Source organism: Methylobacterium variabile, assembly GCF_001043975.1.
Taxonomy (GTDB): Bacteria; Pseudomonadota; Alphaproteobacteria; order Rhizobiales; family Beijerinckiaceae; genus Methylobacterium; species Methylobacterium variabile.
This window is the reverse complement of sequence record NZ_LABY01000047.1, coordinates 42,940-66,618: the sequence shown is the minus strand read 5'-3', so window position 1 is coordinate 66,618 and position 23,679 is coordinate 42,940. Positions and strand designations below refer to the sequence as shown.

The window sequence follows — 23,679 nt, the reverse complement described above, 5'->3', positions numbered from 1 at the left end:
GCCTCGACGGGCCGGCTATGGTGCCGCCGAGCGTGCCGGATCCCCGCCGTCGAGCTTGCACAGCTCCCGCCGCAGCACCTTGCCCGAGGGCGTGCGAGGCAGATCGCTCACGAACTGGAAGGCCCGCGGTACCTTGTAGGCGGCGAGGGAGTGCCGGCAGAACGCCTCGAGCTCCTCGATCGTCGCTTCGCCCTCCCGCTTCAGGACCACGTAGGCCTTGGCGATCTCGCCCTTGACGGGGTCGGGCTGCCGTCCGACCGCCGCCGTCGCGACGGCCGGGTGCTCGCACAGGACCCGCTCCAGCTCGGCCGGGTAGACGTTGTAGCCGGAGGACAGGATCATGTCTTTCCGGCGGTCGACCACGAAGATGCAGCCGTCCGCGTCCATGCGGGCGATGTCGCCGGTGCGCAGCCAGCCGTCCCCGGTCAGGGTCTCGGCCGTCGCTGCGGCGTTGTTCCAGTAGCCCTGCATCACGCTGGGCCCCCGCGCCAATAGCTCGCCGGGCTCGTCCGGCGGCACGGTGACGGCATCGTCGTCGAGGGCGCCGATCCGCAGCTGCACGAAGGGAACCGCCACGCCGATCGAGCCGTGCTTGTTCGGCGTGAGCGGGCCGAACGCGGCGCCCACGCCCGACAGCTCCGTCATGCCCCACAGCTCGAGCAGCCGGTGGCCGAGGGCCCGCTCCACCGCCCGCATCTGCTCCGGCGGCATGCCGGCGCCGCCGATCGCGGCGACCCGCAGCGAGCGCCAGGCCTCCGCCGCGAAGCCGGGCGCCGCCGTGACCATCAGGAACATCGCCGGCGCGCCGAAGAAGATCGTGCCGCCGAGCCGTGCGACCGCGTCCTGGACGCGGACGGGGTCGAACCGGCCGAACTGCGCCAGCCGCATCCCGCGCTGGAAGGCGGCGTTCATCATCACGTGGCCGCCGACGTGCGGCAGCGGCATCGCCGAGACCATGACGTCGTTCCGGTCCATCACGAACATCGTGGCGATGGCCGCCGCGTTGTGGAGGATCCCGCGATGGGTCAGCACGGCGCCCTTGGGCAGCCCCGTCGTGCCCGAGGTGTAGCAGATCATCGCCGGCGCCCCGGGATCGCAGGCGTGCGGCTCGAGCATCGCCCCCGCCGCGGTGAGCGGCTCCAGGGCCTCGGCCTCGTGCTCCTCGCCGGGCTCTCGGGCCTCGCCGCCCCAGGCGATGAGCCGCACGCCAGCCTCGCGCAGCCCCGACAGGCCCGGCACCGAGGCGGCGGTGGTGATCACGATCCCGGCACCGCAATCGCGCACCGCGTGGGCCACCTCGGGCGGCGTCAGCATCAGGTTGAGCGGGTTGAGGATGGCGCCGCTGCGGAGCACGGCGTAGTAGGCGACGACCCATTGCCAGGAATTCGGGCCGTGCAGGGTGATCCGGTCGCCGGGCATCACGCCCCGCGCCGCCAGCGCGCCGGCCAGGCGCCCGGCCGCCTGGTCCAGCTCGGCGTAGGTGAGGCTCCGGTCCTCCATCACCAGGGCGGTCCGGTCGGGATGGTGCCGGGCCAGCAGCGGCAGGAGATCGGCGAGGGTCGCGGCGATGGGAAGGGGCTTGGACGTGGTCGTGGTCGCGGACATGGGCGTGTTCCTCCGGGATTGGTCATGCGAACGGGGGCGCCGGGCCGTTCTGCTGGGCCAGTGCGCGGGAGAAGCCGGGTCGGGCCTGGAGCCGGTCCCAGTAGGCCTGGACCGGGGGCGGAAGGGTCTCGGCGAGCCCGACCGCGTGGGCGAGCATCAGGGCGTAGCCGACCGAGACGTCGGCGGCGGTGAAGCGCCCGGCGCAGAGGTGCTCGCGGTCCCAGACGGTGGCGGTCAGCACGCGCAGGCGCGCCGCGAACCAGCGGGCGTAGTCCTCGGCGACCTGCGGCTGGCGCCGCTCGGGCGGCTCCAGGACGCGGTAGCGCAGCACCAGCGTCTGCGGCACGGTGAGCGTCGCCTCGCCGAAATGCAGCCAGTTCAGGTAGGCGCCGTGATCGGGCTCGCCGGGCTCCACCGCGAGGGCCGTCAGGCCGCCGCGGGTCGCCAGGTACTGGCAGATCGCGGCGCTTTCGGTCATCCGCACGGCGCCGTCGACGAGGAGCGGCACCGTCCCGAGGGGGTTGAGCTCCAGGAAGTCCTTGCGATGCACCCGGGGCGGGAAGGGCAGGAGGTGGAGCACGTAAGGGAGGCCCAGCTCCTCGAGCATCCAGAGGACGCGGAACGAGCGGGCGCTCTGGCAATGGTAGAGCGCGATCATGCGGGCTCCCCGGCGAGCCCGGGTCCCGCGAGCCCAAGTCCCGCGAGACCAAGGGCGGCGCGGGCCTCCTCCGGGCTCGCGATCGCGCGTCCGGCCTCGCGGGCGGTGCGGGCGAGGGCCCGCACCAGCGCCCCGTTCGAGTCCGCGCGGCTGCCGTCGGGCAGGTAGAAGGTGTCCTCAAGGCCGGTGCGCAGGTCGCCGCCGAGTTCCGCCGCGCGCTGGTGCAGGGGCCAGACCTCGTCCCGGCCGATGGCCGTGACGCTCCAGCGCGCGCCCTCCGGCAGGAGCCGCAGCAGGATCGGCAGCAGCTCCGGATCGGACGGCATGCCGGATTCGACGCCCATCACCAGGTTGCAGCGGGCCCGGCCCCGGTGCAGCCCGGCCCGGCGATAGAGGTCGACGCAGCGCACGATGCCGGTGTCGAAGCACTCCCATTCGGGCTGCGCCCCGCATTCCGCCATCACGGCGAGGAAGGCCGCGACCTTCTCGGCCGGGTTGTCGAACAGCAGCGGCGGCCAGGCCCAGCCGCCCTCGCGCCGCGCCTTGAGGTAGTTGAGGCTGCCGGCGTTGCAGGCGGCGATCTCCGGCCGCAGGGCGCGCAGGCAGGCGGCCGGGCCCGCGATGTCGGGGCCGACGACGCCCGTCGTCAGGTTGATGACGACGCCCGGACAAGCGGCCCGGATCGCCGCCACCACGGCGCCCGCCACCTCGGGGTCCCACGACGGCAGGTGGCCGCGGCCGGCACCCTGGTCGCGGACGTGGACGTGCATCACCGCGGCGCCCTCGTCGAAGGCGCGCCGGGCCTCCCGGGCCATCTCCTCGGGGGTGACCGGGACCGGGTGCTGGCGCGGGTCGGTCAGCACGCCGGTCAGCGCGCAGGTGATGATCGCTTTGGCCATGTCGCTCACGGGGTGGCCTCCGGGGTGATGGTGACGAGGACCTGCCGGGCGGCGACCGCCGCGCCCGCGCGGGCCGGCACGGCCGAGACGGTGCCGGACAGGGGGGCGGCCACGCGCATCTCCATCTTCATCGCCTCGATGGTGGCGAGGAGCTGGCCGCGCTCGACCCGGTCGCCGGCGGCGACGGACACGGCCGTCAGGGTGCCGTTCATCGGCGCCCGCACGGCGCCGCCCTGCGCCGCGCCCTGCTCCGCGGCCGGCGCGCGGGTCCGGTCGAGGAGCGTGAGGCCGCCGCCGCCGAGGTCGAGATCGAGCCGGTCCCCGGATCTCTCCGCGAAGGCGTGCCGCAGGAGGCCGTCCGCCGCGTAGGACACCCGGCCGCCCGACCACGCGAGCACCGCGATCTCGTGCGGCCTCCCCGGCTGGTCGCCCGGCAGGGTGATCCGCCAGCCCTCGCCGCTGCGGGCGAGGCCGACCCGCACCTCCTCCTCGCCGCGGGCGAGGCACAGGGAGGTCGCTCGCCAGGCCGGCCCGGTCCCGGGTGCGCCGCCGGCCAGGAGCGCCGCGCCGAGCGCCCAGGCCAGGGCCGGCGTGGCGCCGGCCGACATGGTCGCGTCCCGCGCCGCGTTGACGGCGACCGAGTCCGTCGTTGACGCGCCGGCCGCGAAGTCGGGCCAGTCGAGGGCGGCGAGCAGGTAGGCCTTGTTCGTGGTCACGCCGAGCACCACCGTGGCCTCGACGGCCCGCATCAGGCGCCGGCGGGCCTCCTCGCGGTCGCGCCCCCAGGCGATCACCTTGGCGAGCATCGGGTCGTAGTACGGCGTCACCGCCGCCCCCTCGCGCAGGCCGTGATCCACCCGCGCCATCTCCGGCGGCGCCGGGCGCCACAGCCGCACGAGGCCGGTCTGCGGCAGGAAGCCGGCCGCGGGGTCCTCGGCATAGAGGCGGACCTCGATGGCGTGGCCGTCGAGGCGGACCTCGTCCTGCCCGAGGGGCAGGGGCAGCCCCTGCGCCGCGTCGAGCTGCAGGGCGACGAGATCGAGGCCCGTGACCATCTCGGTGACCGGATGCTCGACCTGGAGACGGGTGTTCATCTCGAGGAAGAAGAAGTCCCCCGAGCGGTCGAGCAGGAACTCCACCGTGCCGGCCCCGACATAGCCGATGGCCTGCGCCGCCCGGACGGCCGCGGCCCCCATGCGGGCCCGCAAGGCGGCGTCGACGGCCGGGGAGGGGGCCTCCTCGATGATCTTCTGGTGACGGCGCTGCACCGAGCAGTCCCGCTCGCCGAGATGGATCACGGCGCCGTGGCGGTCGGCGAAGACCTGGATCTCGACGTGCCGCGCCCCGACCACGGCGCGCTCCAGGAGGAGCCGCCCGCTGCCGAAGGCCGCCTGCGCCTCTGCCCGGGCTCCCGCCAGGGCCTCGGGCAGGTCGGAGGCCGCGTGGACGAGGCGCATGCCCCGCCCGCCCCCGCCGGCGGAGGCCTTGACCATGACCGGGTAGCCGATCGCCTCGGCCTCGGCCGCCAGGGTGGCGTCGCGGTCGTCCTCCCCGTCGTAGCCCGGCACGCAGGGGACCCCGGCCTCGCGCATCAGGCGCTTGGCGGAGGCCTTGTCGCCCATCGCCCGGATCGAAGCGGGCGGCGGGCCGATCCAGGTGAGGCCGGCCGCCTCGCAGGCCTCGGCGAACTCGGCGTTCTCCGACAGGAAGCCGTAGCCGGGATGGACCGCATCGGCCCCGGCGCGCACCGCCGCCGCCACGATCGCCTCGGCGCAGAGATAGCTCTCGCGGGCCGGCGCGGGTCCGATCGGGACCGCGATGTCCGCCTCGCGCACGTGGCGGGCATCGGCGTCCGCGGTGCTGTAGACCGCAACGGTGCGGTAGCCCTGGGCCCGGGCGGTCCGGATGATCCGGCAGGCGATCTCGCCCCGGTTGGCGATCAGGAGGGTGGAGAAGGTCATCGTCAGCCTCCGACCCAGGCGGGGTTCCGCCGCGCCGCGAAGGCGGCGACGCCCTCGCGGCCCTCCGGGCCGCGCAGGGCCGCGGCGAAGAGGGCGGCGGCCTCCTCGACGAAGCCGTCCCCGGGCGGCCAGGCCGCGCTCCGCAGCAGGTGCTTCGTCGTGCGCAAGGCGCCAGGGGCGCCGCGCCCGATGCCGGCGAGGATCCCGGCGAGGCGCACCTCGACCTCGCCCGGCGCGCAGGTCATGTCGACGAGGCCGATGGCGAGGCCGGCCTCGGCGTCCAGGCGCTCGCCGAGCAGGGCGAGGCGCCGGGCCCGGGCCGGCCCGAGCCGGGCCACCAGGTAGGGCGCGATCTGGGCCGGCGGAACGCCGAGACCCGCTTCCGGCAGGCCGAACCGCGCCGCGGGGGTGGCGACGACGAGGTCCGCGCAGGCGACGAGACCGAGGCCGCCGCCGAGCGCCGGGCCGTCGACCACCGCGACGACCGGCACCGGGCAGGCGTCGAGCCGCGCGAAGAGCTGCCCGCCCGCCCGGTTGAGCGCGCGCACCGGATCGTCCGGCCCGGGCGGCGCGTCGAGCGCAGGCAACGCGCCCTTCAGGTCGGCGCCGGCGCAGAAGCTGCCGTTCGCGCCCGTCAGCGTGAGCGAGCGCAGGGTCGCGTCGGCCTCGATCCCGGCGAGCAGCCCGTGCAGGGCCTCCACCATCGCGGCCGAGAGGGCGTTGCGGGTCGGGGGATCGTCCAGGGTGGCACGCAGGTGCGGGCCCTGGCGCTCGAGGGTGAGGGTCACGGCCGGGCCACTCCGAAGGTGTTGGGGTTGAGCCGCCGGCTCTCGGCCTCGCGGCAGGTGTCGAGGCAGAAGGCGAGGACCCGGCGGGTGTCGCGGGGATCGATCAGGCCGTCGTCCCACAGCCGGGCCGTGGCGAAGAGCGCGGTGCTCTCCCGGTCGTAGGCGGCGCTCACCGCCGCCCCTTGCGTCGCCAGGCGGGCCGCGTCGGGCTCGCGCCCGCGGGCCCGGGCCGCCTCCTCGCCGACGATCGTCATCACCCGGGCGGCCTGCTCGCCGCCCATCACGGCGGTGCGGCTGTTCGGCCAGGCGAAGATGAAGCGCGGCCCGAAGGCCCGGCCGCACATGCCGTAATGCCCGGCGCCGAACGAGCCGCCGATCTGGATCGTGATCTTCGGCACGGTCGCGTTGGTGACCGCCTGGATCATCTTCGAGCCGTGCTTGACGATGCCGGACGCCTCGGCCTCGGTGCCGACCATGAAGCCGGTGGTGTTCTGCAGGAACACGAGCGGCAGTCCGGCCTGGCAGCAGAGCTGGATGAACTGCGCCGCCTTCGTCGCGCCGGCGGCGTCGATCGGTCCGTTGTTGCCGAGGATCCCGACCCGGTGGCCCGCGACGCTCGCATGGGCGCAGACCGTGTGCGGGCCGTAGAGCGGCTTGAAGTCGAGGACGTCCGAGCCGTCGACCAGGCAGGCCAGCACCTCGCGCACGTCGTAGGGGCGGCGGTGGTCCGGCGGCACCGCGGCGAGGAGCGTCTCGGCGTCGTGCAGCGGCTCAGGCCCGGCGCGGGAGGCCGGGGCCGCCGCCCAGCCGATCGCCGCCACGATCTCCCGGGCGATCCGCAGCGCGTCCCGGTCGTCCTCGGCCAGGTACTCGCCGAGCCCGGTGGTGACGCAGTGCAGCTCGGCGCCGCCGAGCGCCTCGTCGTCCGCGATCTCGCCGGTCGCGGCGCGCAGGAGCGGCGGCCCGGCGAGGAAGACCTTCGAGCGGCCGCGCACCATCACGACGTAGTCGGCAAGCCCGGTCTGGTAGGCGCCCCCCGCCGTGCTCGAGCCGTGCACCACCGAGATCACCGGCACGCCCGCCGCCGAGAGCCGCGCCAGCCCGGCGAAGATGCCGCCGCCGCGCACGAACATCTCGGACTGGAGCAGCAGGTTGGCGCCGGCGCTCTCGACGAGCTGGATCAGCGGCAGCCGGTTCTGGAGCGCGATCTCCTGGGCGCGCAGCTGCTTGTCGACCCCGAGAGGATGGACCGCCCCGCCCTTGATGCCGGAATCGCTCGCCAGCACCACGCAGCGCGCGCCGGACACGAAGCCGATGCCGGCGATGCAGCCGCCGCCGTAGACCTCGTCCTCGCCGTCGTCCTCGTGCAGGCCGAGGCCGCAGAGCGGCGACAGTTCGAGGAAGGGCGCCTCGGCGTCGAGGAGCAGGCCGACCCGCTCCCGCGGCAGGAGCTGGCCGCGCGCCTTGAACCGCGTCTCGGCGCGCGCCGAGGTGGCGGCGACCCGCGCTTCCAGCAGACGGATCCGCTCGATCAGGGCGAGGTGTGCCGCCCGGTTGGCGCAGCCCTCCGGGCTGCCGGGATCCACCCCGGACAGGATCGGCGGCATCGTCTCTCTCCCTGGGTCATCGCATTATGAGCGTCGCTCATTATCTTGACAGCGCGCCGGGTCCTGTCAACTGTCGGGATCATGAATGACGAGATCCCCATTCCGCTCCGGAACCGGCCCCCCGGCCGGCGCCGGGCCCTGGTGCACAACCGCGACCGCGAGGTCGACATCGTCGCGGCCGCGCGCGCCGTGTTCGAGGAGCGGGGCTTCGAGGGCACCTCGGTGGCCGAGATCGCGCGGCGCGCGCGGGTCGCGGAGGGGACGCTCTACCTCTACGCCCCGACGAAGCGGGATCTGCTCGCCCGGGTGATCGGCGAGTGGTACGGCGCGCTGATCGGGGAGATCGAGGCCGCCCTGGCGGAGCTGTCCGGCACCGAGGCGCGCCTGCGCTGGTTCACCGCCCGGCAGTTCCGCCTGTTCGCCGAGGAGGCGGCGATCGGCCGGCTGCTGGTGCGGGAGCTGCGCGCCGCACCCGACTATCCGGCCGGCGACCTCCAGGCCCTCAACCGGCGCTACACGCGCCTGCTGACGGACCTGCTGCGCGAGGGGATTGAGGCCGGCGAGATCGCGCCCGGGCTCGACCTCGGCCTGGCGCGCGACCTGTTCTTCGGCGGCATCGAGCACGCGGGCCTCGGCGGCATGGGCGCGGGGCGCGCCGCCGGACCGGACAAGATCGATCGTTTCTTTGCCCTGTTCTGGACAGCGATCGGCGGGAGGAGAGCATGAGCGACGGACACGGCGGGACGCGCGACCTGCGCGGCGAGACCCTGCGGGGCAAGACCCTGTTCATCACCGGCGCGTCGCGGGGCATCGGGCTCGCGATCGCGCTCAGGGCGGCCCGCGACGGCGCCAACGTCGCGGTCGCGGCGAAGACCGACGCGCCCCATCCCCGGCTGCCCGGCACGATCCACAGCGCGGCCGAGGAGATCCGGCAGGCCGGCGGCGCGGCGCTGCCGCTCGTCGTCGACGTGCGCGACGAGGCGCAGGTGGCCGAGGCCATGGCCCGGACCGCGGAGCGCTTCGGCGGGATCGACATCGTGGTCAACAACGCCAGCGCCATCCAGCTGACCGACACGCCGTCGACCGACATGAGGCGCTTCGACCTTATGCATCAGGTCAACGCGCGCGCGACCTTCCTCGTCAGCAAGCTCGCCCTGCCCCACCTCAAGCGGAGCGCCAATCCCCACATCCTGACGCTGTCCCCGCCGCTCGATCTGCGGCCGGACTGGTTCGCGCCGCACCTCGCCTACACGATGGCGAAGTACGGCATGTCTCTCTGCGTGCTGGGCCTCGCCGCGGAGCTGCGCGGTCGCGGCATCGCGGCGAACGCGCTCTGGCCCCTCACGACGATCGCGACCTCGGCGGTCCGCAACGTGCTCGGCGGCGACGCGATGATGCGGGCCAGCCGCACGCCCGACATCGTGGCCGAGGCCGCCTACCGGATCGTCCTGAAGCCGGCCTCCACCTTCACGGGGCAGTTCCTCATCGATGAGGACGTCCTTCGCGCCGAGGGCGTGAGCGACTTCGCGGCCTACCGCGTCGATCCCGACACGGCCCTGGCGCCGGACCTGTTCGTCGACCCCGCCCTGGTCCGGCGGGCGGAGGCTCCGGAGGCGGTCCCGGCGGATCGGGAGGCGGGCGGCTGAGCCGTCCGGGTTCGCTGAGCTGAGCGCGAGCCCTGGCATCGCCGGGGCACGGCCGCCGAGATGCGCATCCCGGGCGGATCCGCTCGGAGGTGGCCGCGGGACCGTCCGGCGTGAGGCGGGTCTCTTCGGCATCCGGACGCCGGGAGCGGCCGGGTCAGGCCGGCCGCTCCCTCGTGTCAGGTTGCGCCGCCGAGCCTCGGAACCGGCAGACCGACGGCGGCGGTAGGTTGCTGTGGCCAGGCTGAGGCGCGGGTGCGGTCAGCCGCAAACCCGGGCGTAACCGCCGAGTGCCGGACTGAAGACCACGCGGCAGCCGCCGTCATAGGCGCTCAGGATGCCGATGCCCGAGGGATAGCCGAAGCCCAGGCCTCCGAAGCGGTGACGGTAGCCGTGGCGGTAGAAGCGCCCGTAGTCACCAAACCCACGGGACCTGAAACCGCCGTGGTATCTGAAGCCGCCGTGGTGGCCGAACCCGCCGCGTCCGAATCCCCGGGCCTCCGCATGGTCGGTAGTGCAGGCCAGCGTCGTCAGGACGATGCCGGCCGCCATCATCATCTTCGTCGAGATCGTCGTCATGGTGCGTCTCCCTGTTGGGGTGACGCCACTCTGGGTCCGATCCCGCCCTCGGACCGTGACCCAGGTCACACAGGCCTTCGGGGCTCCTCGCATCCCCCGGCTTCCTATGACGGCCGCCGGCCGCGCCCCAACCACACGTCGAGGGTCTGCGCGCGGCCGCGGATGGCCGTCGCCTGCCGCACGTCGAAGCGGTCGCCCGGTGCGTCGATGCCGGCTGCTGCCAGGAGGTCGGCACTGACGGCGAGGCGGGCTCTCGCCTCCGAGGCCACCGCGAGCAGGCGGCTCGCGACGTTGACCGTGTCGCCCGTCGCCGTGATGTGCTGGTTGGTGTCGCTGCCGAGCCGCGAGAGGATCACCGGCCCATAATGCGCGCCGATCCGCACGTCGAGGGCGCGCCCGGCGCCGGCCAGCTCGGGATCGCGCGCGATCCAGTCGGCGGTGCGGGCAACGAGGTCTTCCGCCGCCGCGACCGCATGGGCGCCGGAGGCGGGATCAGGATCGAGCGCGCCGAACACGATCATGGCGCCGTCGCCCATGAAGTTGACGACGAGGCCTCCGTGCCGGGCCGCCGTTTCATCGACGAGGTCGTGGAACGACTTGAGCACCGCGCGGGTGCGGCCCGGGCCGAGACGCTCGCTCTGGCGGGTGAACCCGGTGAGGTCGATGAACAGCACCGGGATCTCGCGGGCGATGGGCACGGCCAAGTAGGCCGGATCCCAGGCGAGGCGGTCCGCCAGCGCGGCGGGTTGCAGCCGGCGCAGCGCCGCTTCCGACCGCGCCAGCGCCGTGGCCCTGCGGCGGTCGAGGGCCTGTCGCGCGGCCGCGCAGGCCAGCGCCGGAATCCCGGCCGCCGCGAGCGGCAGGGCGGCGCTCCACCACAGGCCGCAGGCGAACGCGACGGCGCCGGCCGCCAGCCACGCCGCCAGGAGGAGGAGCACGAGGAGGATCGCCGGGCCGGGCGGTGCCAGAGCAATCAGGAGCGCGGCCGCGGCGGCGAGGCCGACGGCCGCGACGGCGTCGAGCCGCCGCACGCCCGCATCGCGGACCAGCCCACCGCCTGTCGTCAGGTGGGCGATGCCGGTCGCCAGGAGCTCGACGCCCGGCATGACCGGATCGAAGGCCGTGGCGAAGGTGTCGCTCCCGCCCAGCGCCGTGACGCCGACCACGACGATGCGGTTCGTCAGGTCGGAGAGCGGAACCGTTCCGTCGACGAGCGCGGCGGCGCTCACCGTCGGGATCGTGCGCCGCGGCCCGTAGGGACGGAGAGGGAGGTGGCGGCCGAGGTCGAGCGGGATCGTCGCGGTCCCGATTCGCACGGCATCCTGGCTGACGACCGGATCGCTCCGCGCCGCCAGGGCGGCCGCACGCAGCACGAAGGCCACGGCGACGTCCTCGCCCGTCCTCACGACGAGGGGGAGGTGCCGCGGGACACCGGCGGCATCCTCGGAGACATTGACGAGGCCGGACGTCGCCGCGCGGCCGATCTCCGGGGTCGGCCGGTGCAGCGCGGCGGCGACCGGGATGCCATCCTCGCTCGTGCTGCCGCCGAAGACGGCCGCCGCGGCCAGGACCGCCGGCACCTTGGCGAGAGCGGCGCCGAGCGCGCGGTCCGCCTCCGGCTGGCGGCCGGCTTCCAGGAACAGGACGTCGACGGCGAGGGTGCGCGGGTGTGCCGCCGCGATCGTCTCGATCAGGCGCGTCATCGCCGCGCGCGAGACCGGAAACCCTCCCTCGCGCCGAACGGCCTCGTCGTCGATGGCGACGATCACGACGTCGGCGGGTGGTTGGCGCGGTCCGGCCAGCCGCAGGCGCAGGTCCGTGAGGGCCGATTCGACGCGGTCGAGGGGCGTCGCGCGCCCGGTGACGTGCTGGTGCACGAGCCAGCCGCTCCAGCCGAGCACGGCGGCAAGGGCGACCAGCGCGAAGCGCCGGTCGCTTCGGCGGCGCCGTCTGGTCTCGGCAGTCGGCATCGGACCGACGACCGTCAGCGCCCGAAGCGCTCGAGCAGGGCCCTGACGCGCTCCTGCGGCCAGCGCCGCACCTCGAGCGGGCCCTGATCCGCGTCGACGTCGACCCCTTCGCCCGCGCCGAGCGTGACCGATGTCTCCGGGGCGCGCCGCCGCGCGACGGCGACGCGCCCCTGCGATACGAAGACCGACGTCCGGTCGCCGGTCACGTCGACGGCGTAGACGGTGCCGCGCACCGAGGCGATCGCGTGGGGCGTCAGGATCTGGAAGCCGTCCCGTTGGACACGCCGGCCCGGGGGCAGCGTGACGAGGACGGCGCGGCCGCCGAGCTCGGCGCCCTCGAGACGCCCGTCGCCGTTCCGGTCGATCGGCTGCAGCCGGCTTCCCTGCTCGGTCTCGAGCACCAGTCCATCGGTGCAGCGAAGGACGCGCAAGGGCGGATCGAACCGCGTCTCCTCGGCGCAGCGCGTCTGGGCCAGAGCCGTTCCCGCGACGAGGGTCATGGCGAGGGCGCTCGCCGCGCAGGCGAAAAATCTCATGCGGTGAACCCCTTCTGCTGCTCTCAGATCCGCGGCTGCTCGCCGATCGCGGCCAGGCGCTGGGCGGTCTTCACGGTCACACGCGAACGGCCGAGATCAATGATACCGGAGCGGCGCCAGCCCTGAAGGACGCGGTTGACGCTCTCCCGCGCCGCGCCGACGAAAGCGGCGAGTTCGTGCTGCGTCACCTGGATCTCCGAACCGTAATCCTGGGACAGCATGACCAGGCGCCGCGCCAGCCGGGTGTCGAGGGGGAGCAGGGTGGCCTCCTCCATCCGATCGCTCATCCAGCGCAGTCGCTGGCACAGGAACCCGATGATCCGGATCGCCATCGCCGCGTCGCGCGTGAGGAGGCCGAGGAAGTCCCGCCGCTCGATGACGAAGAGCTCGGTCGCTTCGAGCGCGATCGCCTCCGCCGTGCGCGGGTGGCCGTCGAGGAGGGCGATCTCGCCGAAGACGTCGCCCGGCCCGAGGAGGTTGAGCGTCACGGATCGCCCGTCGGCGGTGCCTGTTGCGATGCGGACCTGGCCGCGGCGCAGAGCGTAGAGCGCGTCGCCCGGATCGCCCTTCTGGAACAGCGTCTCGTGTCGCGCGAGGCTGCGCGTCCGGCAAAGGCCAGCGATGGCCGTGATCGCCTCCTCACCCATCTCGGCGAAGAACGCGTTGGCGGCCAGGAGCCGGACCAGCCCGTGCGGCGCGCTCATCGAATCGCCTCCCGGATCTCTACGCCCAGGCTTATGTGCGTGCTGCAGGTGCTAACGCAAGCTGCGCGGTTCGTCGGCCGCCTGGGGTCCCACGGCGCGACGTGCCGCTGTGGCGGCGGGTGCGGCCGGTCCGCCGCGAGGGCGGCATCCAGCCATGCAGGCCGGTGTCGGCGCGACCGCGATGATCAGCCGGATGCCAGCACGGCGGCCAGCCGGATCGAACGACCGCGACATTTCCGCGATGTGCAACACACGTCATGCCGGAGACATGGATGTGCAGCGATATTTTGGCAGATAATATATTGCAATCCGAACATATCAAATGTTCTGCAATGAATTAACTATTATTTAATCCAGAAAGTTCATTGTGCGACTGAAAAATGTGAATGGATGGAGCGTTGATAAAATAGCGAGTTCAGATCTGGTATCAAATATTTTCGCCATGGGGTGCCTGTGTTACGTGAGATGCTCATTTCGTTCCTGATCGACACCGATCGCGAGAACCAGGCCCTCGACGCCACCCTGGGGGAGCGGGTGCGCGTGGAGCAGCTCGACGTTGCTCTCCGTCTCGTTCCTTTCACGGTGCTCGTCAGCCTCAGCGTCGTGCAGGTCATCGTCTACCTGTTCTGGAGTCCCGCCAATCGCGCCTACCTGGCCGGGCTGGAGGCCGCCATCCTGCCGCTGGCGGTCGTGGTGCTGCAACAATGCTGGCTCTGGCGGTCGCGCCCCAAGCCGCGTGAAGTCCCCGTCTCGTTCGTCCGCCTCGCCGTCCTGGTCGCGTATGCGTATGGCTGTCTCCTCGCCTCGATTCCGATCATGCTGTTTGCCGGAGCCGATTCGCATGGCCGTCTCCTCGTCGCCTCCAGCTGTGCAGGCCTGATCGCGACAGGCATGAGCGCGGCCGTGCTGCCGCGTGTTGCCATCGGCTTCTCCAGCGTCATCATCGTCGGATCCTTCGTCGGCTTGGCGGCGACAGGAGAGCTGTTCTACACGTACGTCGCCATCCTTCTGACGTTCTATGCGGCCTTCATCTGCTTCACGATCCTCCATCTCAGCCGCCTCCTGAAGATGCGTGTCGTTGCGCAGGTCGACCTGGAGCGCCAGCAGGAATTCACCTCTCTGCTGCTCAACGAGTTCGAGGAGAATGCAAGCGACTGGCTCTGGGAAACGGACGCCGATCTCCGCCTGCAGCATGTTTCGACCAGGCTGATCGAGGTCGCCCGCTCGTCGGAGCGCCAGCTCCTCGGCTTGCCCCTGGAACGATTGCTGCTTCCTGCCGTCGCTCAGCCCGATGGGCATCCGGGTACCGTTCTGTGGGCCTGCATCGCGGAGCGCCGCGCCTTCCGCAACCTCATCCTGCCGCTCACCATCGCGGGCGAGCAGCGCACGTGGATGTTGAGTGGAAAGCCGACCTTCACCAACGGCGTCACTTTCGCGGGGTATCGCGGCGTGGGGTCCGACGTGACAGAGAAGCGGCGCTCCGAGGAGCGCCTGTCCTATCTCGCGCTGCACGATTCGTTGACCGACCTCCCGAATCGGGTCCTGTTCCAGAAGCTCCTGGAGAACGCGCGCGACCGGCTCGGAGCGAGCGAGAGTTTCGCCGTGCTCGCTCTCGATCTCGATGAGTTCAAGAGCGTGAACGACACGTTCGGGCATGCCGCCGGCGACAGGCTGCTTCGGGCCGTTGCCGAACGCCTGCGGGCCTTCGCGTCGTCGGACGTGCACCTCGCCCGCCTCGCCGGAGACGAATTCGCGGTTCTGGCGACCGGACGGGCGGCGCGGGACCGCCATACGCTCGCGGTGTTGGCCAGCGACATCGTCGAGGCGATCGCGTCGCCTTTTGCCATCGACAGCATGCGCTTGAGCATAGGGGTCAGCATCGGCATCGCCGTCGCCCCGCAGAACGGTTCCTTGGAGATCCTGCGGCGAGCCGATCTCGCACTCTACCGGACGAAGAGCGAGGGCCGCGGCGGATACTGCTTCTATGAAGCCGAAATGGACGAGCGGATCGAGGCACGCCGCGCATTGTCGACCGATCTCAGGGGCGCCCTCGACCGAAACGAGTTCCTCCTCCACTTCCAGCCCATCGTGACGACGGACGGGCGTGTCGTGTGCTTCGAAACCCTCGTGCGCTGGCGCCATCCGACGCGCGGCTTCGTCTCGCCTGCCGAGTTCATCCCGCTGGCCGAGGAAACGGGCATCATCATACCGATGGGTGAGTGGATCCTGCGGCAGGCCTGCACGATCGCGACCGAATGGCCGAGCGACATCAGCGTCGCCGTCAACCTGTCACCGATCCAGTTCCGCCACTCGGATCTGCCGCTTCTGGTCCGCTCCGCCCTGCGGGACAGCGGCCTGGCCGCCCCGCGGCTCGAACTGGAGATCACGGAGTCGGTATTCCTTGAAGCGACGCCCGCCATCAAGGCCACGCTCGCCGAACTGCGCGAGATGGGCGTGAGCCTGTCCCTGGACGATTTCGGGACCGGCTACTCGAGCCTGAGCTACCTTCGACGCCTTGCCTTCAACAAGATCAAGATCGACCAGAGCTTCGTCAAGGACCTCCCGCACGAACAGAGCGGCGCAGCAATCGTCCGCGCGATCATCGATCTGGCAACGAGCCTCAAGATGACGGTGATCGCCGAAGGCGTCGAGACCGAGGCGCAGCGCCGTTGCCTCCTGAACCTGGGCTGCCACGAGCTTCAAGGCTACCTGTTCAGCAGACCCGTTCCGGCCAAGGAGGCCGAAGCCCTGGCAAGCAGACAGGGACTTCGGCACGAGAAGATCCATGCGGCTTGAGGAAGCTTAGGCGCTGAGATTCTTGACTTCCAACGAACCCGGCGCGGGCGAAGCCGCGTGTGGAGAAGACTTGGGCCAGTAGGGAAGAAAGCCTTCGATGATGGTTCGCGGGATATCCAGCGGACGATACTGGACCGTATCCACGAACATCAGCGACTGCTCGCCTCGACCGAGCAGGCCGTTGATTTCGCTGTGGATTTCATGCGCCAGCGTCACGAATTTCCGGTTGTGGCTCGCGATGCGGACGCGGACCGAGACGGGCTCGAACTCGACCGCCTCTCGCCGGAAATCATGCTGGAACGTTTTCGTCAGCACATAGAAATCGGTCGCTTTCAGATCGAAATCGGGCATGCACGTGTTGAAGAACAGCTCTCGCGCTTTGCCTACCCAGCGCACGTAATTCGCGAAATAGACATTCCCGACCGAGTTGGTGTCGTCGTAGGTCGGGATCAGGTTCATGACAAACCATTGTCCATCGAATCCGTGCGAAGCGATCGCCTCGTCCCGGGACACGGTGACGACCACCGTCTTCACGGCAGGCTCGTCGGCCGGTACCGGCAAACGGGTCGCCGGCTCGCCGCCCAATCCGAGCAGTTCGGCGATCATCGGCAGCGCACCGATGAGACCGATGAGCGGCGCCATGGCCAGAAACAGCCAGTTCGGTGCGACGTAGCCGGTGAAGAATATCAGGCCGGCGACCAGACCGATCATGTAGCTGAGGACCGGGTCGTAGCGCCGGGACGCCCCGAGCGTCTCGCAGACGAGGCAGGCCGCCCCTCCGACGAGGATCGTCGCGAAGGGCATCATCAAGTACATCAGCGACAGATTGAGCTGGCTCGCAGCGACCGCAGCCGCGAGGGCTGCGAGCAGGATCCAGATCGGGGACGACACCAGAGCTGCCGGCACGAAGGCGAGGAGCGGTGAGTTGCTGCGCGTCGTGATGGCCATCATCAGCCAGCGCGTCGCGCAATAGAAGCTGTCGATCGTGGTGGCCGCCGCCACGACCGTCCAGATCAGGAAGGCAACCGTCACGCCGGTCAGGTGATCCCGTGCGATCGCCTGCGCGACGGCGGCGTACGCGCCCGGCAAGCCATCGGACGACAGGACCGGTTCACCGAGGCCCGCGGCGGAAGCGAGCAGGGCGTTGATCGTCAGCAGGCCGAGGAAGAGGATCGCTCCGGTCGCGTAGGCCAGCCGGACGGAGGCGCCCGCCCGCTGGATCTCGACCGCGCGTTGCCACTGCTGCACGTCCATCCACGGGCCGAGCAGAAAGCCGACCAGCGAGGGAAGCGCGAGGCCGTAGAAGCGCGCGTCGAAGGACGAGATCGGAACTCCCGAACCGCCAAGCCCTGTCGCCACCCCTGCGAGCGCCACGAGGCCTGCGCACACGGCGGGGATCAGGGCGATGCCGTGCAGGGTCCTGATGCTGCGAAGCGGCAGCGCATGGCCGATCGAGCAGGCCACGAGGACGAGCGCGATCAGGCCGAACACGGTCTCGCGCCCGAACACGGGTGTCCAGGCATAGGCGGCGAAGCCGAAGATCGTGATCGCAACTGCGAGGAACTGACAGGCGAGGAACAGGACGGCGTAAGGCCCCTGAATGGTGGCCGTGATCTTGTCGGGGCTTCGCCCCGGTGCACCAAGGATCCACCCGAACAGGCCCAGACCGACGGCATTCGGCACAGCGAACGCCACAAATCCGAGCCAGCCGTATGTCAGGGTGACATGGATCGCATAGAAGAAGCCGAGCCCCCAAAACCACGACAGAGCGATCGTCGGCGCCCAAGTCGCTGAGCGAAGGAATTGAGACAGCATTTTGTCCTACGAGTCCGTAATGCGGGCGCGAGCCTGGTGAACCGAATCCGCTGCGGGGAAATGGAAATGCCGGATGACACCTCGGTAAGAGACAAGCCCTGCCGAGACGCTCGGCCGATCGCCGCCGCACCGTCTAGCTGTAGAGCATCTTTCCGTGTCAGGTAAGTCTCAAGCGGGCAGTCTCTCCCCGTCCCGTTTCTTCCAGATACCTTCTGTCATACCGTTAGTCACTGCAGGATACGACAGCGATTACGCTCCGGATGATTTGAATATTCTGGATTTTCGACACAATGAGGCGCCAATCCGGGACGCGGGTTTCCGAGAAGGAGCGCCAGATGCTATCAAGTGTTATTCATTTGGAAGAGCCGAGTAGAAATTGTCATAGTCGATGACATATTGTCGGTGATTTTCTGCCTGCCCCATGTCGGGGACGGAACTGGGCGGGTCACGGATCGGTGATTTCTGCTCATTTCACGTGGATGAATGTGGACTGTATCGGACTGGTGATGGATTGAATCATCCTCCCCCTCGTTGACGAGATGTACATTCCTTTTTCGATGTCCGATTGTAGCGTCGAGCGCATCGTTGAACGGTACGCGGACTGCGTGGTCATCCCAGTTCGGCTGGAATCAGCGAGCGGTCGGTGGCCTGACGACGGGCGCGCTGCGCTGCGGTGTCGCTGACGAACACGGTGCCGTCCGCGGCGATCGCCGTGCCGCCGGTCGGCGGCGTGTCGGCGATGATTGCGACGGACGCGGCCAAGGTCGTGAGGGCCGTCCCGGGATCGTCGAGCAGGCGCGTCGGCACGCGCCAGAGCGGGTCGGAATCCACCAGCCGCGCGACACCATGAAGGAGCCGGCTTCGCTCGGCGAGGTCGGCGGTGGCGTAAATCGAGCGGTCGAATCAGGGGCGGGCCGGTCTTTCGCGTTGCTCCGACCACGGGACGCTCCCGGCGTGAGTTCAAGGCCGCTGCCTACGCCTGTCCAGACGGGCAGCAGTGATGTGCGCCAGGGCCGGGCTGCCGAAGCCCCGGGATTCGTCGCGGCGGTCGCAACGTCCGCATCGCGCAGGAGCGGCGCACCGTCGCCGAACAAGCCCCCGGAGCCTTGGTTCAGGACTTCGATCCGCGCGCGCCACACGTCGATCGTATGCGTCTGCTGCGCACGGACGCTGCCAGTGGCTGCGGCGAGGACAATGCTGGCAAAGACAAGTCGGTAAAACATCTGATGATCTCCGAACAAGGGCCGTTTGCGAGGGGCGGCACCTGATTCAGATGTAATAAATTTACATAAGAAGCAAATTGTCACCGGATATGCGTGGGTGCATACGTTCATGTTGGTGAGATATGCGAAGGTGTCTGATTGGCGTGATCTTCCATGCAGGGCTGCCCGCAAAGATCGGAAAGGTGCCTGCGTCCTTCTCTCGCGGCTTGTAGGGAGAGGAGGCCGGCGCCGGTCAATCCCCGTCGTACCCGGGCCGCCTTGCACCTCCCAGGCGCAGGCTGTCCCGGGTGGCGGGAGCCGGTCAGCCGTGTCCCCGTCCGGCACCTCGTGACCGCGGCCTGGGTTGGCGGCAGGCGGGCCCGGAAGGTGGACCGGTCACGGCCACCGTCGACGCGGTGTTCGCCGCGACCGGCCCGCGCATCCGCCGCATGCCGCTCCTCGAAGCGTCGGTGGGATGCTCCGGGGACTGCCCCTCCGAAATCGAGGAGCGGACCTCGCTCTGGGCGACAAGAGCAGGGCTCGCGCGGACCGCCACCGCGCCGGTACCTGCTTCCGCGGCGGGGCACCGGCTCGCCCCGCACTCTCGGGTACGGAACGTCGGGTCGGCACGAATGATTCCAGCGACCACTAGACGACCGGTCTAATTGCGCCTATGTCAGCGTCATGGCACACGTGAGCGGCAACACCGACACCCGGCAGGGCATCCTCGACACCGCTCACCGGATCGTGGGCGCGAAGGGCTTCTCCGGCGTCGGCCTCAATGAGATCCTGGCCGCGGCCGGGGTCCCGAAGGGCTCGTTCTACCACTATTTCGGCTCGAAGGAGGCCTTCGGCGAGGCGTTGCTGACGGGCTACTTCGAGGATTACCTGGCTGATATCGATGCGACCCTCGCGGAGCCTGGCCTCAGCGAAGCCGAGCGCCTGATGAACTACTGGCGCAAGTGGCAGGCGACGCAGGGCAGCATCGACTACCAGCGCAAGTGCCTCGCGGTGAAGCTCGCGGCGGAGGTCTCGGACCTGTCCGAACCCATGCGCCTCGCGCTCAAGGCCGGGACGGCCGGGATCATCGACCGGGTGGCCCGCGCCATCGAGGCGGGCGCCGGCGACGGCTCGCTGCGGGTCGAGGGCACTCCGCGCGAGGTCGCCGAGACGCTCTATCACCTGTGGCTCGGCGCGAGCCTCATGGCGAAGATCGAACGCACCGATGCGCCGTTCGAGGCCGCGATGGCCGCGACGCGGCGCATCCTCAACCTGCAACCAGCCTGACCGCGGCAGCCGGGGCGACACCCGCTCATGTTCGCTGTCTTTCGAGACGACCGGTCTACTCAGACGCAATCACGAGGAGAAGAGGTCATGACCTTCCAACCCACGCACGGTGTCATCCCCTACCTCCTGCTCGCCGAACTCGGGGCCGCCCTGTTCAGCGGCTCAGGGGCCTCGGCCGACGAGCGCATCACCCTGGAGGTCATCGGCGCCGTCCGCATGGCCGCGCCCCAGGAGATCCGCCGTGCCTACGCGGCGCTTGAACGAACCGAAGTCCGGCAAGCGCGCGAGAAGACCGCGGAGCGCAGCGCCGACAGGGCGTTATCCCACCGCAACTGACCGGCTCGCGAACGAAGGCGCGGACCGCCCGGAACGGCGTCCCCGGCGACCCACCGACTCACTCCCCCTCCACCAAGGAGAGCAACGATGAAGATCCTGATGGTGCTGACCTCCCACGACACGCTTGGTGACACCGGCCGGAAGACCGGCTTCTGGCTGGAGGAACTCGCCGCTCCCTACTACGTGTTCAAGGATGCGGGCGCCGAGGTCGTGCTCGCATCACCCAAGGGCGGCCGTCCGCCGCTCGACCCCAAGAGCAGCGAGCCGGGCTTCCAGACGGACCTGACCCGCCGCTTCGAGGCCGATGCCGAGGCCGACGCTGTCCTGGCGGACACGGTCCGGCTCGACGGGCTCACCCACGACGGCTTCGACGCCGTGTTCTATCCCGGGGGCCACGGACCCCTCTGGGACCTGGCCGAGGATCCCGCCTCGGTACGGCTGATCGAGACGACGCTCGCGGCCGGCAAGCCCGTCACCCTGGTCTGCCACGCCCCCGGCGTCCTGCGTCATGCGACGGCACCCGGCGGGAAGCCGCTCGTCGAGGGCAGGGACGTCACCGGCTTCACGAACACCGAGGAGGAGGCCGTGGGCCTCACCCGGGTGGTCCCCTTCCTCGTCGAGGACGAGCTCAAGCGGAACGGCGGCAAGTTCTCGAAGGCCGGTGACTGGGAGCCGTACGTGGTCACGGACGGCTTGCTGATCACCGGGCAGAACCCGGCCTCGTCGGGACCGGCGGCCGAGCGCCTGCTCCAGCGCCTCGCGAGCGCCTGACGCCCGCGAGCTGCGCACGGTGGAGACAAACCCCAGGCACGCTCGGCTGGATGCCGAGCGTGCCTGGGGCCTGTTTGATTGGATCCCACGGATTTGACACCCTCTTCGTCCTTCCGGGCTCTGCTGCGCGGCCCCGGAATGACGAAGAGGGTGTTCATACTGTCCGGCAAACCAAACAGCTCTGAGTTTTCATACCGGGGTTTCATGCCGGCAGAAGGCCCGAGGCGCGGTAGCTCTCGATCAGGGTGTCGAACTGCGAGATGTCCGAGCGGCTTCTCGCAAAGAGCTGGGCACCCGACACGGCGGCGAAGATGGCCCGCGCCCGCGCCTCGCTCTCCTCGGGCGTTACCATCCCGGCCATGACCAGCACCTTGCCGAGCCACGCGATGTTGACGTCGGCGAAGCCCTGGGTCTCCCGCTGCACGACCTCCGGCAGGTTGGCGTATTCCGCCGACATGAAGCTGCAGAGGCAGAGCCTGTTGCCGTCCTCGAGCGACCGGCGGAAGGTGTTGGGGTAGAGGTGCAGGCAGCGGACCGGGTCGGAGGTCTCGGCCAGCATCGTGTCCAGCTCGGCCGCCGTGTCCTCCCAGTAGCGCCTGGCCACGGCCGCACCGAGATCGGCCTTGCTGGCGAAGTGGTGGTAGATGCTCGCGGCCTTGATGCCGACATCGGCGGCGAGGTCGCGGTAGCTCAGCCCACCGTAGCCGTGCGCCTGCGCGGTCTTCCTGGCAGCGGCCAGGATCGCCTCCCTTGCATTCGCGCTCACTCCAGCCTCCGCATCGAGTCCAATCAACCTATAGGTCGTTAGTTAGGGGTTGACGGCCCGGAAATCCAGGCCTAAGACGAATCTGCCTAACGACAGGTAGGAATGTGCCATGACCCACGACATCATCTTCTCGGATGCGACCGGACTGGCTGCGCTGATCCGCACCAAGCAACTCTCGCCCGTGGACGTCGTGAGGGCGCATCTCGACCGGATCGAAGCCGTGGACCCCAAGGTGAACGCCATCGTCACCGTCGCGGATAATGCGCTCGACGCCGCGAAGGCGGCGGAAGCCGCCGTCCTGGCGGGCGAGGAGCTCGGTCCCCTGCACGGCGTGCCGTTCACCGTGAAGGACTCCATCGACACCGCCGGCGTGTTGACCCAGCGCGGTTCGCCGATCTTCAGGGGCCGCGTGCCCGACGCTGACGCGACAAGCGTCGCGCGCATGAAGAAGGCCGGCGGCATCCTCCTCGCGAAGACCAACCTTCCCGAGTTCTCCTACTGGCTTGAGAGCGACAACCTGCTCTCCGGCCGCTCGAACAACCCCTGGAACCTCGACCGGACGCCCGGCGGTTCGAGCGGCGGCGAGTCGGCGGCCATCGCGGCCGGCATGTCGCCGCTCGGCCTCGGCACCGACCTCGCCATCTCGGTGCGCGGCCCGGCCGCGCAGACCGGCATCGTCTCGCTGAAGGCGACCCACGGGCGTGTGCCGATGACCGGCATCTGGCCGCGGGCGCCGCGCCGCTTCTGGCACGTCGGCCCGATGGCGCGCAGCATCCGCGACCTCGCGCTCGCCTTCTCGCAGCTCGCCGGCCCCGACGGTGAGGATGCGTTCGCGACCAGCACCGTCCCGTTCGACGCCGGTGCAGGCGTCGCGCCGGACCGCGCGCTTCGCGTCGGCTGGATGGTCGGTCCCGGCTTCGGCCCGATCGACGCGGAGGTTGCGGCGACCGTCCAGGCGGCGGCCGAAGCCTTCAGGGGCATGGGGATCCACGTCGAGCAGGTGAGCATCCCGGCGCTGGAGCGCGACTTCGCCCTCGACGTGTTCAACAAGCTCCACGTCATGGAGATGAAGCCGGCGTTCCGGGAGGCGACGGCGGGCCGCCGCGCCGACGAGCTCTACAAGATGGCCAGGACCATGCTGTCGCTGCCCGACACCTCCATGGCGGACTACGTCGCGGCCGAGCAGGCGGCGGAGCGCCTCCGGGACGGCTACGCCGCCTATTTCCGGAACTTCGACGTTCTCCTGACCCCCGTGCTGCCCGTGCCGGCCCACGAGCACGGCATCCGTGCACTCGTCGTCAACGGAGAGACCGTGGACCTGACCTACCTCCAGGGCGCGACCGTGCCCCTCAACGTGACGGGCCTGCCGGGTCTGTCGATGCGCTTCGGGACGAGCCGCGAGGGATTGCCCATCAACGTGCAGCTGGTCGGCAGTTGGCAGGCCGAGTCGACGATCCTGCACGCCGCCTCGCTGCTGGAGGGCGTGAGCCCGGTCCGCGGCCTGCACCCGACCCTCTGACGGGAGGAAGCGTGCCGGGGAGCGCGCCGCGGTTCCCGGTCGGAGCGGACGCACGCACGGCCCACCACCTGCCTCGTCCAGGTCGGCATCGGGCATGGGTACGCCCGCCCCGCTTTCCCGGGACGGCCTCCACCTGACCGTGCAGAGCTGAGGCTCGCACGGCCAGGTCGTCGCCCGCGACCGGGACGTGGTGGCCGGCAGCACGCGGCGCCTCGCCGCCCGAACCGCCATTGAGCG

Annotated in this window: 21 protein-coding genes; 8 read left to right on the top strand and 13 right to left on the bottom strand. The window is 70.6% G+C overall.

From position 1 onward, the window contains the following. Positions 1-15: 15 nt before the first annotated feature. Genes VQ02_RS08000 through VQ02_RS07975 form a run of 6 tightly spaced genes read right to left on the bottom strand, consistent with a single transcriptional unit; the run spans position 16 to position 7,518 of the window. Positions 16-1,605 (bottom strand): class I adenylate-forming enzyme family protein, encoded by a 1,590-nt coding sequence (locus tag VQ02_RS08000; RefSeq protein WP_048443647.1) that lies wholly within the window; start codon positions 1,603-1,605, stop codon positions 16-18. A 22-nt stretch (positions 1,606-1,627) separates the two neighbouring features. Then, positions 1,628-2,263, bottom strand: coding sequence for a glutathione S-transferase family protein (locus VQ02_RS07995; RefSeq protein WP_048443646.1), 636 nt, complete (start codon positions 2,261-2,263; stop codon positions 1,628-1,630). Beyond that, positions 2,260-3,171, bottom strand: coding sequence for a beta-keto acid cleavage family enzyme (locus tag VQ02_RS07990; protein WP_209436982.1), 912 nt, complete (start codon positions 3,169-3,171; stop codon positions 2,260-2,262). Before VQ02_RS07990 ends, VQ02_RS07995 begins: the two co-directional genes overlap by 4 nt. Beyond that, on the bottom strand, positions 3,168-5,123 hold the full coding sequence (locus tag VQ02_RS07985) for an acetyl/propionyl/methylcrotonyl-CoA carboxylase subunit alpha (RefSeq protein WP_048443645.1): 1,956 nt from the start codon (positions 5,121-5,123) through the stop codon (positions 3,168-3,170). The genes VQ02_RS07990 and VQ02_RS07985 overlap by 4 nt, the downstream gene beginning before the upstream one ends. Before the next feature lie 2 nt (positions 5,124-5,125). Next, the gene (locus tag VQ02_RS07980) at positions 5,126-5,911 is read right to left on the bottom strand and encodes an enoyl-CoA hydratase/isomerase family protein (RefSeq protein WP_048443644.1); all 786 of its coding nucleotides are present in this window, start codon (positions 5,909-5,911) and stop codon (positions 5,126-5,128) included. Further along, entirely contained in the window at positions 5,908-7,518 is a 1,611-nt protein-coding gene (locus tag VQ02_RS07975; protein ID WP_048443643.1) for an acyl-CoA carboxylase subunit beta, read from the bottom strand. The genes VQ02_RS07980 and VQ02_RS07975 overlap by 4 nt, the downstream gene beginning before the upstream one ends. An 81-nt stretch (positions 7,519-7,599) precedes the next feature. On the opposite strand from VQ02_RS07975, the gene VQ02_RS07970 reads away from it, so the two are divergent. Both VQ02_RS07970 and VQ02_RS07965 read left to right on the top strand, forming a co-directional pair. Then, positions 7,600-8,244 carry a TetR/AcrR family transcriptional regulator gene (locus VQ02_RS07970; RefSeq protein ID WP_053080281.1) on the top strand — a complete coding sequence of 215 codons (645 nt, stop codon included), beginning with the start codon at positions 7,600-7,602 and terminating at the stop codon, positions 8,242-8,244. Beyond that, entirely contained in the window at positions 8,241-9,164 is a 924-nt protein-coding gene (locus tag VQ02_RS07965) for an SDR family oxidoreductase (protein ID WP_083469111.1), read from the top strand. Before VQ02_RS07970 ends, VQ02_RS07965 begins: the two co-directional genes overlap by 4 nt. Positions 9,165-9,422: 258 nt before the next feature. Here the strand turns inward: VQ02_RS07965 and VQ02_RS07960 are convergent, their stop codons facing one another. The 4 genes from VQ02_RS07960 to VQ02_RS07945 all read right to left on the bottom strand — a co-directional run bounded on the left by VQ02_RS07960 (position 9,423) and on the right by VQ02_RS07945 (position 12,950). Next, on the bottom strand, positions 9,423-9,740 hold the full coding sequence (locus tag VQ02_RS07960; protein WP_048443642.1) for a hypothetical protein: 318 nt from the start codon (positions 9,738-9,740) through the stop codon (positions 9,423-9,425). 104 nt (positions 9,741-9,844) lie between these two features. Continuing rightward, positions 9,845-11,710: a CHASE2 domain-containing protein gene (locus tag VQ02_RS07955; protein ID WP_048443641.1), complete on the bottom strand. Its 1,866-nt coding sequence runs from the start codon at positions 11,708-11,710 to the stop codon at positions 9,845-9,847. Between the two features lie 14 nt (positions 11,711-11,724). Beyond that, positions 11,725-12,246 (bottom strand): FecR domain-containing protein, encoded by a 522-nt coding sequence (locus VQ02_RS07950; RefSeq protein WP_048443640.1) that lies wholly within the window; start codon positions 12,244-12,246, stop codon positions 11,725-11,727. A 23-nt stretch (positions 12,247-12,269) separates the two neighbouring features. Further along, complete coding sequence (locus VQ02_RS07945; RefSeq protein WP_048443639.1) at positions 12,270-12,950, bottom strand: Crp/Fnr family transcriptional regulator; 681 nt, start codon at positions 12,948-12,950, stop codon at positions 12,270-12,272. 465 nt (positions 12,951-13,415) lie between these two features. Between VQ02_RS07945 and VQ02_RS07940 the strand changes: the two genes are divergently transcribed. Further along, positions 13,416-15,746 (top strand): putative bifunctional diguanylate cyclase/phosphodiesterase, encoded by a 2,331-nt coding sequence (locus tag VQ02_RS07940; RefSeq protein WP_048443638.1) that lies wholly within the window; start codon positions 13,416-13,418, stop codon positions 15,744-15,746. 6 nt (positions 15,747-15,752) lie between these two features. On the opposite strand, the gene VQ02_RS07935 is transcribed toward VQ02_RS07940, so the two are convergent. Both VQ02_RS07935 and VQ02_RS07930 read right to left on the bottom strand, forming a co-directional pair. Beyond that, complete coding sequence (locus VQ02_RS07935) at positions 15,753-17,561, bottom strand: acyl-CoA thioesterase (RefSeq protein ID WP_048443637.1); 1,809 nt, start codon at positions 17,559-17,561, stop codon at positions 15,753-15,755. Between the two features lie 609 nt (positions 17,562-18,170). Next, the gene (locus VQ02_RS07930; RefSeq protein ID WP_048443636.1) at positions 18,171-18,392 is read right to left on the bottom strand and encodes a hypothetical protein; all 222 of its coding nucleotides are present in this window, start codon (positions 18,390-18,392) and stop codon (positions 18,171-18,173) included. 275 nt (positions 18,393-18,667) lie between these two features. On the opposite strand from VQ02_RS07930, the gene VQ02_RS38090 reads away from it, so the two are divergent. The 4 genes from VQ02_RS38090 (at position 18,668) to VQ02_RS07915 (ending at position 21,157) form a co-directional block, all read left to right on the top strand. Beyond that, entirely contained in the window at positions 18,668-18,829 is a 162-nt protein-coding gene (locus tag VQ02_RS38090) for a hypothetical protein (protein ID WP_167350720.1), read from the top strand. A gap of 618 nt (positions 18,830-19,447) precedes the next feature. After that, positions 19,448-20,050, top strand: a complete 603-nt coding sequence (locus VQ02_RS07925) for a TetR/AcrR family transcriptional regulator (RefSeq protein WP_048443635.1) — start codon at positions 19,448-19,450, stop codon at positions 20,048-20,050. A gap of 87 nt (positions 20,051-20,137) precedes the next feature. Then, complete coding sequence (locus tag VQ02_RS07920) at positions 20,138-20,386, top strand: hypothetical protein (RefSeq protein WP_048443634.1); 249 nt, start codon at positions 20,138-20,140, stop codon at positions 20,384-20,386. Positions 20,387-20,473: 87 nt separating this feature from the next. Beyond that, a complete protein-coding gene (locus VQ02_RS07915; protein ID WP_048443633.1) occupies positions 20,474-21,157 on the top strand; it encodes a type 1 glutamine amidotransferase domain-containing protein in 684 nt (227 codons plus the stop codon). 202 nt (positions 21,158-21,359) lie between these two features. On the opposite strand, the gene VQ02_RS07910 is transcribed toward VQ02_RS07915, so the two are convergent. After that, positions 21,360-21,923 carry a TetR/AcrR family transcriptional regulator gene (locus VQ02_RS07910; protein ID WP_048443632.1) on the bottom strand — a complete coding sequence of 188 codons (564 nt, stop codon included), beginning with the start codon at positions 21,921-21,923 and terminating at the stop codon, positions 21,360-21,362. A 109-nt stretch (positions 21,924-22,032) separates the two neighbouring features. On the opposite strand from VQ02_RS07910, the gene VQ02_RS07905 reads away from it, so the two are divergent. Next, positions 22,033-23,442 (top strand): amidase, encoded by a 1,410-nt coding sequence (locus tag VQ02_RS07905; RefSeq protein ID WP_048443631.1) that lies wholly within the window; start codon positions 22,033-22,035, stop codon positions 23,440-23,442. Positions 23,443-23,679 lie beyond the last annotated feature (237 nt).